We start from the raw sequence: 13,718 nt of genomic DNA, 5'->3' as shown, positions 1-13,718 counted from the left end.
TAGTTCGGTTGAGCGGCGCCGCATTGGCTTGAAGTGCTCGCTCAAGTGCAGCCCGTGATTCGTCGTCCAACCCGTGTTGTTTTAGACACAAAGCCCGCCAGAAATGCAACCACCCGCTGCCGGAACGACTGCTTCTGCTATTGAAAATTCCCGAAGTGCTGCGTCTAAATCACCCCAGGTCTTCAAGAAAGGTGGAGTTGCTACATTGCACTGGTTGCGTTCAACTGTCATAATGTCTATTATTTGTGTCAATTTCTTGTACTTGTGGTTGGAAACCTACTTTTAAGTTAGAACCATCTGGCATCGTTGAAGTATTGAGCGAAATCCGTCAAGTCCACTGAGGCAGAGGAGATCAATAGAGCTTCGTGACTTCCACGACGGTCCTAAAACGCTCTGCAATCCGGCATAGTCGATACTTATGACATCAATACCAGCGTCCTTTAGAGTACTCTCTTTGAGATAATTTCGCCCTCCTGTACCACAGATGTAGGCGTTTCCCCGAACCGACTTTGTGATGCGTGCAAGACGTTCAGATCGTTCGCACTGTGGCTGAGTTGCATTAGCAATCACAGTGCCTGGCCAATCCATCAATTCAAGCATGAAGTTCATAGAAATTTGATTGGCCTCGACGAGATCATTTGACACAATGGCTTTGCACACATTTAGAACACAGTTAGTTGCAATATCCCACCCTGGGGTCAATCCATAATGGTAACGAAGCGTGTCGAAGAGATGCTGTGCACACATTTGTGGTTTTACGATTTGGACATCTGTAAGTAAAGTCTTCTGCCCATTTGTCAGATGCACTGGCACCGTCAACCATCGAATTTGTTCGTGATCAAGCCGGTCAGAGATTCTAAAGCGATGTTGATAGTCACGCTGTGTGAATTGCACCTCTGTAAGCGGCACGTAGATGTTGCTGAGTAGAATCTTTGTGAGCGTCGTAACGCGAGGGAATAGATTCGGTTGATGGATAGAAACAAGTTGTCGTAAATCAAGGAAAGGATCAGTCACTGTCTACCAAAAGCCGTGACGTATATCCTCTGCGGACTAGGAAATCATAAGCAGATTTCACCTCAGCTGATAACGACTCTTTGAGAGCGAATCCCTTTATCCCGTAGATTTCGATTCGTTGAGTATCGCCGACCAGCATGCTCAAGACCAAGTCCTCAGAGCCAATTGAACATATGTACTCCTCGAGCGTCATTGATTCAGAAGCACATGTCACGGTGACTTCGGGCCATACTTTGCCGCAGGTTAAATAAGCTCGGCGCTGCATGTACGGTTTGCAGACAACCAAAATTGAAGAAGGAGAAAGCCCCTCATCTTGAAGTAAGCCCCGTGATTTAGTGAAGTTCTCACTGGTATTAGTCGCCGTGGGCTCAACTATCAGTGCAGATTCAGGCACGCCTTGTCCAATTGCGTATTGGGCGAAGGACGCCGCCTCGCCGTCTGGAAAACGGTCCTTCGTGGTTGGACTATTTGCTCCGGTAAAAAGAAGGACTGGAAAGTATCCTTCAAAGTACAATTTAGCTGCTCTTTGCGCTACGCCTAAATCGTGTGAACCAAGACCAATTCCCACATCGGACTTTTGCGCATCTTGATCTATCTGGTGATAGTCCCAGAGAATACGAGCAGCATTCAATTCTTCATCAATCATTTTGATTCCTCTAATTCAAGTGTACGACAAAGTGCTTCAATCGACGAAAGTTGGTGCTCAAGATTATTTGTTCGTGCGAGCATGCGTGCGTTCTCGAACAACGTTTCCGAGACTGATCGCTCACCGCACATCCAGAGAACATGAGCTTTAGCGATCATAAAGCGAACGTGAGTAAGCGGTGTATTTGTATCGGAGAACTCCTCGGCGAATTCCATCGCACCGCTGGCAAGATGAGGATGTCGAGTCTTAAGGTGAGCCAGTGCCAGTTTCTGATATGCATTACCGAGCATTCGATGATCGCCTGCGTCGACGAAATATGAGATTGATCTATAAATTGGAGGGAGAGCAGACTCGCCATCGCCCTGTTTCGCCAGCACGGTGCCCGTCCACAGGCGTGCTCGTTCTCGGTCAAAGTCGAGCACCGGCTCATCAATTGACAGAGTAAGCCGTTGATAGCTCCGATGGGCTACTACCAGGTGGCCAGCCATCTCTTGGCAAACCGCGATCATCAACTCATTCGAGTTTGCTCTAGGCAAGCGACCAAGCTGGAGGTTCAGCTCCTGTGCTTCGCGGTATCTATGCCGAGCTCCATTCGGTCCGTCCAGATTACCTCGATCACGTTGGGCATCCCCCGCAAGTTCAAACGAGCGAGCCAAAAGAGTGGTCGCCGCCGGCCCGTTGAGGTGCTCTCGCCGAAATGCGATAGACAGTCGCGGTGTCAGTAGACGATCGGCGTCGGCAAAAGCCTGCTGTGCAATGGAACTCCCCGCACGTTCGAGATCGTACTCCCAGTTTTCAAGGCCCTCTTCATAATGTAAGTCGTTTCCTACTCTATGCACTGGTCGCTCGTCTGCAAGTTGCTTTAGAGTCAAGAACAGCTGATGATCAAGAACTTTCTCAATATCGCGATAGAAGGTGTCGGCGCCCCGGTACATACCGTCCCACGCAGCACTCGCTAATCTGCGTCTCGCATTTAACCCAACTGTTTGATACCCCTCAATCCCAAATAGCTCGCGAATAGCTTCCGCAAAATGCTGTTCTGTCGGTAGCGACTGAAGAACCAACTCGAATACATCTCGAGTGAAATCATGTCGACTAGCAAAATCGCGAGGAAACGGTCGACAGGCAATCGAGCTCATCATCGCAACGAGACATGAATACCGCTCTGGACGCTCAGCCACATCGGAAACTGTCGCCTTGCGTAGGCGAGCAATCTCGTTCATCACATCAAGGTCTGAATTCATCACCCCGGAAATCTCCCGAAAATTCATTAGATGTTCCGATTTCTTTCAATAAGCATAGGCACAGCACGAGAACGGTTCTCATTGCTAGTAAAAAAGATAGGGAACGAGTCCGCTGATGATCCATACGATTATTACTTCACTTCGCCAGCTACCACCAAAATCAATGTCTTCACTTAAGCGTGTAGCAATGATACTCAGCGTTGGCGAGGATTCATGACTTGCCATCCTTGTCAAAACCATATTGCAAGCTGCGACCACTGCGTCCGTTGCGATGTGCTTGGTGAGTGCTGCATGACGAACCCTACTGGTGTCGACACCGCGACGCACTACGCCGCGAACCTGCAACAGGATCTCGACATTATCCGCCAAGCTATCGCCACAGACCAAGTCAATCGGCCAACTTTTTCAAAGCTAGTACTGACCGGAATTACCGTCTTCCCCATTCGCTATGCCCCCGAAGCAATCAAACCAAGCCCGGTGTACGAAGTGCCCAAAACACTGAGTCAGCTAACACCGCCTGCCTTACCCGCTGGATCGCCTGCAAACACCAATTTCTTTAACCCATATACCAACCGAAAGGAGCAACATTATGTCAACACTCATTCCCGCAAGTCGTAGCAACGGGCTTGCTCAGCTAAAAACGATAAAGGCTACTAGAGCGCAGTACCGAGCAGAAGTGACGGTTTTCCGGCACAGTCTTGAGACGGCAGTTATGACAGAACTTGACCGCCAAGATAGCCAGGCCATCGCCGATGTCATGACTACCGCTACCGAAGAGGAGTTGCGATTTCTTGACTACGGCCTGGCCCTTTCAGGCAACAGTGTCGCTAAGACCGAGTTAGTAGCCCGCAAGGTCAACCTGATGTCAAACATTAACAACCAGCGAATCGCCCGCCGGTTCGGGCGGTGATGGCCATGTACGAAAGCGTCATCACGGTCGTTGCCGCCACGATATGTGGCGGCTTGGCTGGCGGAATTGCCGGTCGGTTCCGTCGCCGCACAGTTGATCGACAGCCTATCGATCAGACAATTCCCAGTTTTGATCCAGCTACCGACGCTTGGATTGACCAGGCCGCCAAACAATGGGCTACCGCCCACGGGCGTCCTGAAGCCGAAACAGTTATCGCCAACAAGCTACGGCTTGGGACGACTCTGCAAGAGCGACGTCAGCCTCGGCGGTTCCGGTGATAGCGGTGGTGGTACTCATGATTGCCTTGCTAATCGTCGGCCTGTTCTTGCTTACCGGCTTTATCGGCAGATCGCTTTACCAGACAGCAGCTGATGCAACAGTACGTCTCCATGAAGCCCGAACCCGCCTTGCCGTAGCCCAAAGCAAGGCAGAGATTCGGGCGACCTCGGCAAGGCTACGGCGGGAACTTGATAGGGAGATGTGGTGGGCCGAACTGAAGGAGGATTCAGATGACCAACAATAGCAAAGAACTTTCAGATACCGAACTCTTGACTGCCCGGCAACACCTCAGTAGATTCATTCGTTCAGAGGCACGGCGCACAGCAGGCGAACTCGGATTTGGCTGGCGTCCAGCATCCCTAGCTCCGAGTGACCTGGATGCCCTACGGACTGAGTTCCAAGCCTGTCATGCCTCTGGTCTGCCACTGCGGGTTCTACGGGACTTTTCAGATGTCACCATCTATGATCGCCCGGCCACAAACTGGGCCTTCCGCTATGTGCATGACACTCGACATGTCTGGCTCTCGGCCGACTTCTCAACTGAGGCAGAATTGGTGGTGGCTTCTTGTCACTTGGCTAGAGCCAAAGCCGAAGGGCTTAGTCCTGAATCACTGGAATATGCCCTGTTGTTGGCGGACACAGTGAACCAGACATTGTATACAGCTCGTACCCACCGCTTCGTTATTAACCAGCTCCAGTTTGCGCTCGACTGCATCCGGTTTGACTTCGACACGGCACTGGAGCGTGAGGCCAGATGGAGCCTCATGCAAGGAACGGCAATATGACCACACCAGGTTCGTCGGGTTGGCGCAAGTCACTGACAGGTGCCGCCTTCACCCTATTGGTCTCAACTTTCGCTATTTACATGGCCATTCGACTTATCGAGGCAATGCTACCGGTGCTTATCGCAGTGGGCCTGGCAGCAGCCATTGTTTACGTGTTGCGGTTAATTCATCGCCGGAGGCAAGGGTGGTAACTGGAGGCCACTATGAGAACAATGCCAGAGGTGGATGATGTCCAATCGGTGTTGTGGAATTAACAATCATCATTGACTAATGCGTAAAAGCATTATTTACTTATCAGTCCATAGCAATGCGTTTTGGCATCAGGCGAAATGGATCGGTGCGGGCATAACCCATGAAGTCCATCCCATTTGCATTCAAAGCTCTGGGACCAAACGCCCTTGTTTATTAACCCATAACTAACAGAAAAAGGAGGTAACGCTATGAGCAGAACATTTCACAATAATGACGATCATATCAGAGTCCGAGGTGTCAGAAAAGATCCACCTGATCTGCGACGTTTGGCGAGGGCGTTGATTGCCCTGGCTGAAGCTCAAGCCGAAACTGAGGCCGAGGCTGAAGCTCGAGCCGGGATTCAAGCCAAGGCAGAAATCCGGGCAAAGCGTAGCAGAGCTAACCGGACAATCAAACCCGTCAAAGATCAGGACAACACCAGTAACCAGGGTGATGCAGCGTGAAGGCGGGACTCCTTATCTGGTACCGGCTGCGTTGGCCCCGAAATGTCTCAGCCCAGCAGGTTGAACAGGCTTTTCTGCTGCTCAGCGCTACAGCTGGAACCCCAGTTGTAATTGAAACAGTTGGCAGTGCTGACTTCGTGGAGCATCGTCTGGCACTGCCAAGAGACCGGGTCGGAAGCATCGTCCATCAGCTACGCGCTGGTCTGCCTGGACTGGCCGTTGAGACAATAGACCACAATAACAGTGCATTCAATCGGGCGGTAGAACTGCGGTTATCGACCCGCCGCCGACCACTTGGTACCGACGATCCTGAAATTGTCAGTACGGCACTGCTGAGTGCCCTTTCTCACCTTGGTGCCAATGAGCATCTGGTTTTGCAATGGGTACTTGGCCGTCAGCTGTCTTCAAGTCCGGTTCCCAACAAAATCAACGCCTCTCATGAATTCTGGCTGGCTGATGTGGCCGATACCGTTCTTGGTAAATCACAATCAGCTGACAGTGAATTTCGCACTGCCCTGCGTTCCAAGCAAGGCGTCTCGGGTTGGCAAGCTGTCGGGCGAATTGGCGTTATGGCTAAGAGTGAGGCAAGGCAGCGCCAGCTCATTCGCCAGGTTCTCGGAGCACTGCGCACCTCTGAAGCCCCCGGTGTCAGTTTCCGGGCTCGTTCGACCAGTCCTAAACGAATCACGAGTCTTCACCTGCCCTTGTTCATTCCGCTGCGGCTCAATGCACTTGAACTGGCCACGGTGTCTGGTTGGCCAATCGGTGCCACCAGCGATCTTCCGGTTGCCAAGGTTGGCAGTCGAATGCTGGCCCCGACATCGGCGATACCAAAATCGGGACGCATTATTGGCGAAGCGACATTCCCAGGTAGGGAACGACCGTTGGCTATCTCGGCAGCCGACTCGCTGCGCCATTTCCATGTGCTTGGTCCAACCGGATCTGGTAAATCGACGCTGTTGCTCAATCTTGTTGTCCAAGACATGGCAGATGGCAGGGGCGTTGCGGTAATCGAACCCAGAGGCGATCTGATAAAAGATATCTTGAGCCACGTTCCGCCACATCGCGCAGGTGACGTGGTTTTGCTCGATCCAACCGATGACAAACAACCAGTGGGACTCAATCCCTTATCTACCCATGGTCGTTCACCTGAACTGGTAGCCGATCAGTTGCTTGGCGTCTTTCACAACCTCTACGTTGCAAACTGGGGACCAAGGACCCAGGACATTTTGGGCAGTGCCTTATTAACCCTTGCCCGTAATCCCGGCATGACACTTGTGGCTTTGCCGCTGCTTCTAACCAATGCCGGATTTCGCCGCCGAATGGTGGCCAGCCTTGATGATCCGATTGGCCTGGAGCCGTTTTGGGCCTCCTATGAAAACTGGAGCGAAGCTGAGAGAACAACCGCCATCTCGCCGGTTATGAATAAACTCCGTCCATTTTTACTGCGGCCCCAAATTAGGGCCATTATCGGACAAGCTAAGCCCCGATTCGATGTCCGCGATCTATTTACCAAACGAAAAATCCTGCTCGTCAATCTGGCTAAGGGAGAACTGGGACCGGAGACGGCAGCACTGCTTGGCAGTTTGGTAATTGCTCAACTGTGGCAGGCTACCTTGAACCGTTCAACAGTTGCCCCGGAGAAACGGCACCCGGTCTTCATATACGTCGATGAATTTCAAAATTATTTGCGGGCTGCTACTGACTTTGCAGATGCCATGGCTCAAGCTCGGGGATTGGGTGTCGGATTCGTCTTAGCACATCAGTACATGCACCAACTGGATCTGCCAATACGTTCAGCGGTAATGAACAACGCCCAGTCCCGCATTGCCTTTCGACTGCCAAACGAAGATGCCAAATTGATTGCCGCCGGTAGCAACTTGGAACCAGAAGATTTTCAAAGTCTGAGTGCTTATCACTGCTACGTGCAACTGTTGGCCCGAAACTCGGTTCAGCCCTGGTGCAGCGCCCGCACCCTTATGCCAGACAATTCCACGAGCGATCCGGAGCTTATTCGAACTGCATCACGTGATGCCTACGGCATTGACCGAAGTGTTGTCGAGGCCGCAATCCGTGATCTTGCCTATGGACGAAAAACTGAGCCAACAGAGGATCTTGGCCGCCGCAGGCGTAACCGCGGGGATAGCTTATGAGCGGCCTATGGCAGTGTCCGCTCGCTCTACCGGTCGTGTGGTCAACAGGGGTGGGTACTACCTGGCCAGAAGGCATAAATACCTCAACAAGGGCGCGGACTCTATTGCTGCTTCGCTGCACTTTCCCTTTTTTCGCCAAAGGCCGGGGGCCTGAGCCAACGGCGACCAATGAAGGCTATTACTCGACGGACAGAAGTCCCAGAACAATCAATAATCAGATAGCTCCAGGGGGTTGTCTGTCCCTTCGTGTTGCCAAATTCCCACTCACTTACACCTTTCATACTCTCTCTAAAGGCGCGGAATTGGTATGCAACTCAGGGAGGTTTCGATGAGTGATCAACGGACCAGCTCAAAGGGACTGAGGAGATCCCGCCAACAACTCTCGACCCGGGATCTTGAGATAATCAGCCGAGTTTTTGAGTTGCGGCTGATGAGTGGCCGCCAGATCGAAGCTCTTTATTTTTCGGGCGAAGATCACGCCAGTACCTTATCGGCGGCTCGCAGTTGTCGACGAGTTCTGGCCGGACTGACTAGAGACCGGTTGCTGGTGCGACTTGATCGTAGAGTCGGTGGGGTTAGGGCCGGATCGGCCTCGTATATTTACGCCCTTGGTCCGGTTGGCCACCGGATACTTACATCAGGTGGCAATCGTCCCAGGTTTCGGGAACCAACCACCACTTTCGTCGATCACACTCTGGCTGTCTCCCAGGTTGTGGTTGACGTGACCCTAGCCAGCCGTCAAGGTGCGTTCGAGATTCTGAGCTGTCAGAGCGAACCTCGCTGTTGGCGGGAATTTTCCGGACTGGGTGGTCCAATGTTTTTACGGCCTGATCTGTTTCTGGCACTCGGTGTGGGCGACTACGAACAGCGATGGTTCATCGAGATCGACAGGGGCAGTGAACACCTGCCAGCCCTTCTTCGCAAGTGCCGCATCTATGACACCTACTACCGCTCCGGTAAGGAACAGGCGGCTCACGGTCTCCATCCCCAGGTTTGCTGGATTATGCCAGACAACAAACGTGTTGCGCGGTTACAAACAGCCATTGCCCGTGATCATCGATTGACCAAGGAACTATTTGTGACAACCACTTTTGATCAGGGGTTATCGACACTTAGCGGAGGCAGTTCATGAGCGGCCAATCAGGCAGGAATCTGCCCGGCAGCTCTATTATCACCAACACCGTTATAGTAGGTGATGCCCGAAAGCGGCTGGCGGAAATCCCCGAGGCTTCAGTGGATTCTGTTGTTACCTCGCCGCCGTATTTTCAGCTACGGGATTATGGAAGCAAGAATCAGATGGGTCTGGAGCCTGACGTATCGGCCTGGGTCAATGAGCTACGTCTGGTAATGGGTGGACTTTCAAGAGTGCTCAAGCCGACCGGATCGGTCTGGCTGAACCTGGGAGACAGCTTCAGTCGTCACCCGCATTTTGGTGCACCGTCGAAAAGTCTGCTGCTGGGACCGGAGCGGTTGGCACTTGCTCTTATAGAAGACGGCTGGACGATTCGAAACAAGGTTATCTGGGCCAAGACCCGTTCCATGCCAAGCAGCGTTCGGGACCGACTGTCGTGCACCTGGGAAGTGATCTATTTCCTGACCCGTTCCCATCATTACTACTTCGATCTTGACGCCATCCGGATACCGCATCTCACGTCACTCAAACACCCCGCCAAAGCACTAAAGCCCTACCCACCATTATCGGCCAGTCCACCAAATTGGGCCGGACCGCTGGCTGGCAACAACGTTGGACTGGCAAAGCTAAAAGCCCAGGGGTTGAGTGGTCATCCGCTCGGTAAGAATCCCGGGGATGTCTGGACAATGGCATCAGCGAACTTCCGGGGTGAGCATTTCGCCACTTTCCCGCCCCGCCTCGTGGAGCAGCCCCTACTGGCAACCTGTCCGGAAAAGGTCTGTATTCGTTGCGGTAGTCCCTGGCAACGAAATCAAGCCAAGACCGTTGGGCATATCACAGTACCTGGTGATTTGCGTCCATCGTGTAAGTGCCGCAAGGGGTGGCGTCCAGGGGTGGTGCTCGATCCGTTTTTCGGAGCCGGAACTGTTGGTTTGGTGGCTGAAGCACACAGGCGGGATTGGCTTGGTATTGAGCTGAACCCCCGCTTTGCCAAACTGGCCATGGAACGGATAACTGAGGCTCGAATCACCAGGGACCGGATAACTGGGGATAGCGCTGGACAACAAGCAAAGGAGGAGGTTTCATGACGCATGAATGCCTCGTCGGTGAAATGCGGCTTTACGAGGAGATGCCATTCGGGGATCGCCGGTCGCACCAAACCGAGGAGGATATGGTTATGAGCCATGTTGCACTCAAGTACTTCTGCCAGGAGGTGGCACTGTGAAATCACTTGCCATTCGCTTGGAAGAAGATCTACACGCCCAGCTGACAATGATTGCCCAGCTCGAGGAACTTACGATAAGCGACGCTATTCGCCAAGCCATCGAGAGTTTCATCGAGACAAAGCGCGGCAATCCGCAACTGGCTGGACGGGCTGAAGCCGTTCTCGCTGAAATCGAGAGCGATGCCGCCAAACGGCGTGAAGCCATCGTCACCCTATTTGGGGGCGAAAGTGCAGCGCCGGAGTCAGGTAGTCCAACGGGAGCAAAATCCCAACGGTCCAACCGCTCAAAGGAAAATGAGCCAGCTTTGAGCTGAGCACCCATTTCCACCCTGACAGGGACTTTCTGAATCGCAATTATGCGAACCTCAAGAAAGTCCCTGTCATCAACCCATAAAAAGATAACGAATAACTAAGGAGGTGAACAATGGAAGACGAACCGAAAATACCAGAGGGTGAACAAGAACAAGACAAAACTGAATGTTTAGAAGCAGAGCCACGCATTTACGTGGCCAGCCTGAGTGACTACAACGACGGTTACCTGCACGGCGCATGGATCAGCGCTGCACAGGAACCGGAAGATATCCACACAGCGATACAAGACATGCTGACAAAGTCTCCAACACCTGGAGCTGAAGAATACGCCATACATGATTATGAGAACTTTGGACCGCTAAAACTTGATGAGTACGAGAGCATTGCAACTGTTGCTCGGTTGGCCCAGGGAATCAGTGAACACGGAGTGGCCTATGCCCACTGGGCGACACTGGCTGACGAGAACAGTCCCGAAACACTGGGTCGTTTTGAAGATGCCTACCGTGGACACTTCGACAGCCTGGTTGACTATGCCAGTCAACTCTTTGATGATTTAGGTTATAACGATCTGATCGAAACCATCGTGCCAGAGCACCTTCGGTCTTATGTCCGTATTGACATTGAAGCCTTTGCCCGAGACCTTGAATTATCTGGGAGCATTTCCACAAGTGAGGGAGACGGGGGTGTTTATGTATTTGATGAAATTTATTGAATTTTCTCGTTGTGGAATTGGCAACAATGGGATGCGTACGCGCATTATTCCTGGTAGAATGGGTATTGGGAAAAGGAACAATATTCATGAATCCAGAACAATCAAAGGCACTCGGAGAATTATTCCGCCAGAAACGCAAGGAACTGGGATACTCGGTCTATCAGGTGGCCGATGCTGCTGGAGTCAGAAGCTCAACGGTAGTGCGTTTCGAACAAGGCAAATTCGCCGCTCCCCGGCCCGACAAGCTGGCCCGTTTCGCCAGTCTTTTGGGGATACCCTTAGCCGATGTATACGCCCGGGCCGGATACCTGGTGCCCAAAGAACTGCCCAGCTTCGAGTCTTATCTGAAAACCAAGTACCAGGATCTACCAGCCACTGCGGTTATAGAACTGAAGAAACTCTTCGAAGAACTCTCAGCTCGCCATGGCCTAGACAACAACCAAGCAGTTCCAATTACAGAAGAGGCAGGTGATTATGGAACCAGAGACAGCGCATGATGAGTCAGGAGCAACAGAGGCCATGACAATCACTGATCAAAGCACTCTTACACTTCCAGCGGAAGTGGCGCGCGACCAACGTTCAAATCCTGAGGATATCGATACAGCTTCCCAGGATATTTCCACCAAACGTGCCGTTGCCTATATCCGTGTCAGCACCAAGGCACAGGCAGAACGTGATGGAAATCCAGAGGGCTATTCACTGCCGACTCAGCGAACAGCTTGTACAAGCCGGGCCCGCCAGCTTGGAGCGATAATCGTAGACGAGTACATAGACAAGGACAGCGGTACCAGTGTTGACAAGCGTCCGGCCATGTTAGCGCTTATTGATCGGGTGACCCAGGAACGCGATGTCGACTATGTGATCGTGCACCAGCTAAGTCGCTTCGCCCGTAACCGCCTGGATGATGCCAGCATCACCATGCGCTTGGAAGCATCTGGTGCGACATTGATTTCTTGCATGGAGGGCGGCATCGACCGGACTGCTTCTGGCCGGATGCTTCAGGGAATGTTGGCAGTCGTCAATGAGTACCAATCGCGCAATCAAGGTGACGACATCAAGCGCAAGACGCTACAGAAAGTCAAAGACGGTGGCACTCCATCGCTCGCGCCAATCGGCTATCTCAACGTCCAGGGCGCAAATGCGGAGAAGGACAAGCGTTGGATCGAGACCGATCCAGAACGCTCTCCGCATATCACCTGGGCTTTTGAGACATATGCCACTGGGAACTGGACACTCGCTAAATTACTTGAAGAGCTGACCATGCGAGGATTGATGACTCGTCCGACACTAAAGAAACCATCCCAGCCGTTACATCTGTCACTTGTGCAACGATTTTTAGTCAATCCCTATTACAAAGGGGTCGTGGTATATCACGGCGTTAAATACCCAGGCAAGCATCAACCGCTGGTAACACCAGAGCTATTTGATCGTGTACAAGAAGTGCTGGCACTGCATAACACATCTGGCGAGAAACATTGGCGGCACGAGCATTATCTCAAGGGCACGGTATTTTGTGCCAAGTGCGGGGCCCGGCTCTGTCTGACGCACGCTAATGGACACGGGGGGTCATACGTCTATTTCTTTTGCTTGGGCCGTCGGGCCAACGGCAACTCCTGCTGGCAGAAAGCCTTACAGGTGGAGCTTGTCGAACAACGAGTGGAGGAGTTCTGGCAAGATGTTCGAATTACGCCGGAACGCTCAGAAGAACTTCGAGCGGTGCTGAAAGAAGGTCTGGCCGACACCCGGGCTGATGCCGAGCGAGAACAGCGCTTGCAGAAACGTCGGATCGAACAGTTAACAACTGAACGCAAGAAGTTGCTTGATGCCTACTACGTCGGTGCAGTGCCAATGGATCTGTTGCATTCTGAGCAGGAGCGCATTAGTTCTGCGATGACACAAGCTCAAAAGCGTCTGGATGATTCCAGCCAAGAATTTGGCAACATTGAGCTGAAGTTGAATCGGGCGATAGGTTGGGCAGCCGATTTGCCACAGGCTTATAAATTCGCTGGCAACAGCGTTCGGCGGCGACTCAATCAGGCAGTCTTTACTCGACTGATGGTCTTTGAAGACGGAGTTGCAGCATATGAGTACACCGAAGGGATGGGACTTTTACTCCAAAACAACCCGAGAGTAGTAGCCATGCCGATGCGACATGACGAGGTGCGGGTTTATGAAAGCATTAGATCCTCCGACTTAATAGCCGAAGGATCTAATAACAACAGTAGTGCCGGTTTTTTTAATGACGTGGGTTTGAACGTCCCACATTTGGTGGAGGTGATGGGGCTCGAACCCACGACCTTTTGACTGCCAGTCAAATGCTCTTCCAGCTGAGCTACACCCCCAAGAGGTCACCATGACAGTATATTGCAAAATTGTTTGATCGGTTAGCCTCAAGTCGAATTAATGAACTTTTGTCCTTCTGACACCCTGACCGAGTGGTAAATGTGAAAGGTGGAGCCATAGCTTTGACAAAAATTAGCAAGGTCGGATTTGGTCATTTACAGGGCAATAGGTCAGTTCCAATGTGTCGATACTAGCTTGCACTAGGTCGGTGCTGCCTCTTGGCCTCAGGCAATCTCTGGGTATGGAGCTCCCGGGCGCTAGCAATGGG

The 13,718-nt window shown here is 52.2% G+C and carries 19 protein-coding genes and 1 tRNA gene; 14 read left to right on the top strand and 6 right to left on the bottom strand.

Annotated features, from left to right (window positions below):
- Positions 1 to 81: 81 nt before the first annotated feature.
- The 5 genes from ACIDITHRIX25_RS000000103490 to ACIDITHRIX25_RS000000103470 form a co-directional block, all read right to left on the bottom strand.
- Positions 82 to 252: a hypothetical protein gene (locus ACIDITHRIX25_RS000000103490; RefSeq protein ID WP_201733690.1), complete on the bottom strand. Its 171-nt coding sequence runs from the start codon at positions 250 to 252 to the stop codon at positions 82 to 84.
- Positions 253 to 282: 30 nt separating this feature from the next.
- The gene (locus ACIDITHRIX25_RS000000103485) at positions 283 to 1,014 is read right to left on the bottom strand and encodes a WbqC family protein (RefSeq protein WP_201733689.1); all 732 of its coding nucleotides are present in this window, start codon (positions 1,012 to 1,014) and stop codon (positions 283 to 285) included.
- On the bottom strand, positions 1,007 to 1,660 hold the full coding sequence (locus ACIDITHRIX25_RS000000103480) for a YdcF family protein (protein WP_201733688.1): 654 nt from the start codon (positions 1,658 to 1,660) through the stop codon (positions 1,007 to 1,009). Before ACIDITHRIX25_RS000000103480 ends, ACIDITHRIX25_RS000000103485 begins: the two co-directional genes overlap by 8 nt.
- Positions 1,657 to 2,904: a hypothetical protein gene (locus ACIDITHRIX25_RS000000103475; protein WP_213333502.1), complete on the bottom strand. Its 1,248-nt coding sequence runs from the start codon at positions 2,902 to 2,904 to the stop codon at positions 1,657 to 1,659. The genes ACIDITHRIX25_RS000000103480 and ACIDITHRIX25_RS000000103475 overlap by 4 nt, the downstream gene beginning before the upstream one ends.
- Before the next feature lie 84 nt (positions 2,905 to 2,988).
- Positions 2,989 to 3,273: a hypothetical protein gene (locus ACIDITHRIX25_RS000000103470; protein WP_201733686.1), complete on the bottom strand. Its 285-nt coding sequence runs from the start codon at positions 3,271 to 3,273 to the stop codon at positions 2,989 to 2,991.
- A 220-nt stretch (positions 3,274 to 3,493) separates the two neighbouring features.
- Here ACIDITHRIX25_RS000000103470 and ACIDITHRIX25_RS000000103465 point away from each other — a divergent pair, with 220 nt between their 5' ends.
- The 14 genes from ACIDITHRIX25_RS000000103465 to ACIDITHRIX25_RS000000103400 all read left to right on the top strand — a co-directional run bounded on the left by ACIDITHRIX25_RS000000103465 (position 3,494) and on the right by ACIDITHRIX25_RS000000103400 (position 13,411).
- Positions 3,494 to 3,814: a hypothetical protein gene (locus ACIDITHRIX25_RS000000103465; RefSeq protein ID WP_201733685.1), complete on the top strand. Its 321-nt coding sequence runs from the start codon at positions 3,494 to 3,496 to the stop codon at positions 3,812 to 3,814.
- A gap of 5 nt (positions 3,815 to 3,819) precedes the next feature.
- Positions 3,820 to 4,092 (top strand): hypothetical protein, encoded by a 273-nt coding sequence (locus ACIDITHRIX25_RS000000103460; protein ID WP_201733684.1) that lies wholly within the window; start codon positions 3,820 to 3,822, stop codon positions 4,090 to 4,092.
- Between the two features lie 17 nt (positions 4,093 to 4,109).
- Complete coding sequence (locus ACIDITHRIX25_RS000000103455) at positions 4,110 to 4,337, top strand: hypothetical protein (RefSeq protein ID WP_201733683.1); 228 nt, start codon at positions 4,110 to 4,112, stop codon at positions 4,335 to 4,337.
- Positions 4,324 to 4,878, top strand: coding sequence for a hypothetical protein (locus ACIDITHRIX25_RS000000103450; RefSeq protein ID WP_201733682.1), 555 nt, complete (start codon positions 4,324 to 4,326; stop codon positions 4,876 to 4,878). Before ACIDITHRIX25_RS000000103455 ends, ACIDITHRIX25_RS000000103450 begins: the two co-directional genes overlap by 14 nt.
- Positions 4,875 to 5,069 (top strand): hypothetical protein, encoded by a 195-nt coding sequence (locus tag ACIDITHRIX25_RS000000103445; RefSeq protein ID WP_201733681.1) that lies wholly within the window; start codon positions 4,875 to 4,877, stop codon positions 5,067 to 5,069. Before ACIDITHRIX25_RS000000103450 ends, ACIDITHRIX25_RS000000103445 begins: the two co-directional genes overlap by 4 nt.
- Before the next feature lie 249 nt (positions 5,070 to 5,318).
- Positions 5,319 to 5,573 carry a hypothetical protein gene (locus ACIDITHRIX25_RS000000103440; RefSeq protein WP_201733680.1) on the top strand — a complete coding sequence of 85 codons (255 nt, stop codon included), beginning with the start codon at positions 5,319 to 5,321 and terminating at the stop codon, positions 5,571 to 5,573.
- The gene (locus tag ACIDITHRIX25_RS000000103435) at positions 5,570 to 7,726 is read left to right on the top strand and encodes a type IV secretory system conjugative DNA transfer family protein (RefSeq protein ID WP_201733679.1); all 2,157 of its coding nucleotides are present in this window, start codon (positions 5,570 to 5,572) and stop codon (positions 7,724 to 7,726) included. Before ACIDITHRIX25_RS000000103440 ends, ACIDITHRIX25_RS000000103435 begins: the two co-directional genes overlap by 4 nt.
- A 328-nt stretch (positions 7,727 to 8,054) precedes the next feature.
- The gene (locus ACIDITHRIX25_RS000000103430) at positions 8,055 to 8,858 is read left to right on the top strand and encodes a replication-relaxation family protein (protein WP_201733678.1); all 804 of its coding nucleotides are present in this window, start codon (positions 8,055 to 8,057) and stop codon (positions 8,856 to 8,858) included.
- Positions 8,855 to 9,946: a DNA-methyltransferase gene (locus ACIDITHRIX25_RS000000103425; RefSeq protein WP_201733677.1), complete on the top strand. Its 1,092-nt coding sequence runs from the start codon at positions 8,855 to 8,857 to the stop codon at positions 9,944 to 9,946. The genes ACIDITHRIX25_RS000000103430 and ACIDITHRIX25_RS000000103425 overlap by 4 nt, the downstream gene beginning before the upstream one ends.
- A complete protein-coding gene (locus ACIDITHRIX25_RS000000103420) occupies positions 9,943 to 10,083 on the top strand; it encodes a hypothetical protein (protein WP_201733676.1) in 141 nt (46 codons plus the stop codon). The genes ACIDITHRIX25_RS000000103425 and ACIDITHRIX25_RS000000103420 overlap by 4 nt, the downstream gene beginning before the upstream one ends.
- Complete coding sequence (locus ACIDITHRIX25_RS000000103415) at positions 10,080 to 10,397, top strand: YlcI/YnfO family protein (RefSeq protein WP_201733675.1); 318 nt, start codon at positions 10,080 to 10,082, stop codon at positions 10,395 to 10,397. Before ACIDITHRIX25_RS000000103420 ends, ACIDITHRIX25_RS000000103415 begins: the two co-directional genes overlap by 4 nt.
- Positions 10,398 to 10,507: 110 nt before the next feature.
- The gene (locus ACIDITHRIX25_RS000000103410) at positions 10,508 to 11,107 is read left to right on the top strand and encodes an antirestriction protein ArdA (RefSeq protein ID WP_201733674.1); all 600 of its coding nucleotides are present in this window, start codon (positions 10,508 to 10,510) and stop codon (positions 11,105 to 11,107) included.
- A gap of 86 nt (positions 11,108 to 11,193) precedes the next feature.
- Positions 11,194 to 11,604: a helix-turn-helix domain-containing protein gene (locus ACIDITHRIX25_RS000000103405; RefSeq protein ID WP_201733673.1), complete on the top strand. Its 411-nt coding sequence runs from the start codon at positions 11,194 to 11,196 to the stop codon at positions 11,602 to 11,604.
- A complete protein-coding gene (locus ACIDITHRIX25_RS000000103400) occupies positions 11,582 to 13,411 on the top strand; it encodes a recombinase family protein (protein ID WP_502756227.1) in 1,830 nt (609 codons plus the stop codon). The genes ACIDITHRIX25_RS000000103405 and ACIDITHRIX25_RS000000103400 overlap by 23 nt, the downstream gene beginning before the upstream one ends.
- Here ACIDITHRIX25_RS000000103400 and ACIDITHRIX25_RS000000103395 read toward each other — a convergent pair.
- Positions 13,374 to 13,449, bottom strand: a tRNA-Ala gene (locus tag ACIDITHRIX25_RS000000103395). The genes ACIDITHRIX25_RS000000103400 and ACIDITHRIX25_RS000000103395 overlap by 38 nt on opposite strands.
- Positions 13,450 to 13,718 lie beyond the last annotated feature (269 nt).

This window comes from Acidithrix sp. C25 (assembly GCF_904848545.2).
The sequence above is the reverse complement of the archived record's forward strand: the minus strand, read 5'-3'. Positions and strand labels throughout refer to the sequence as shown.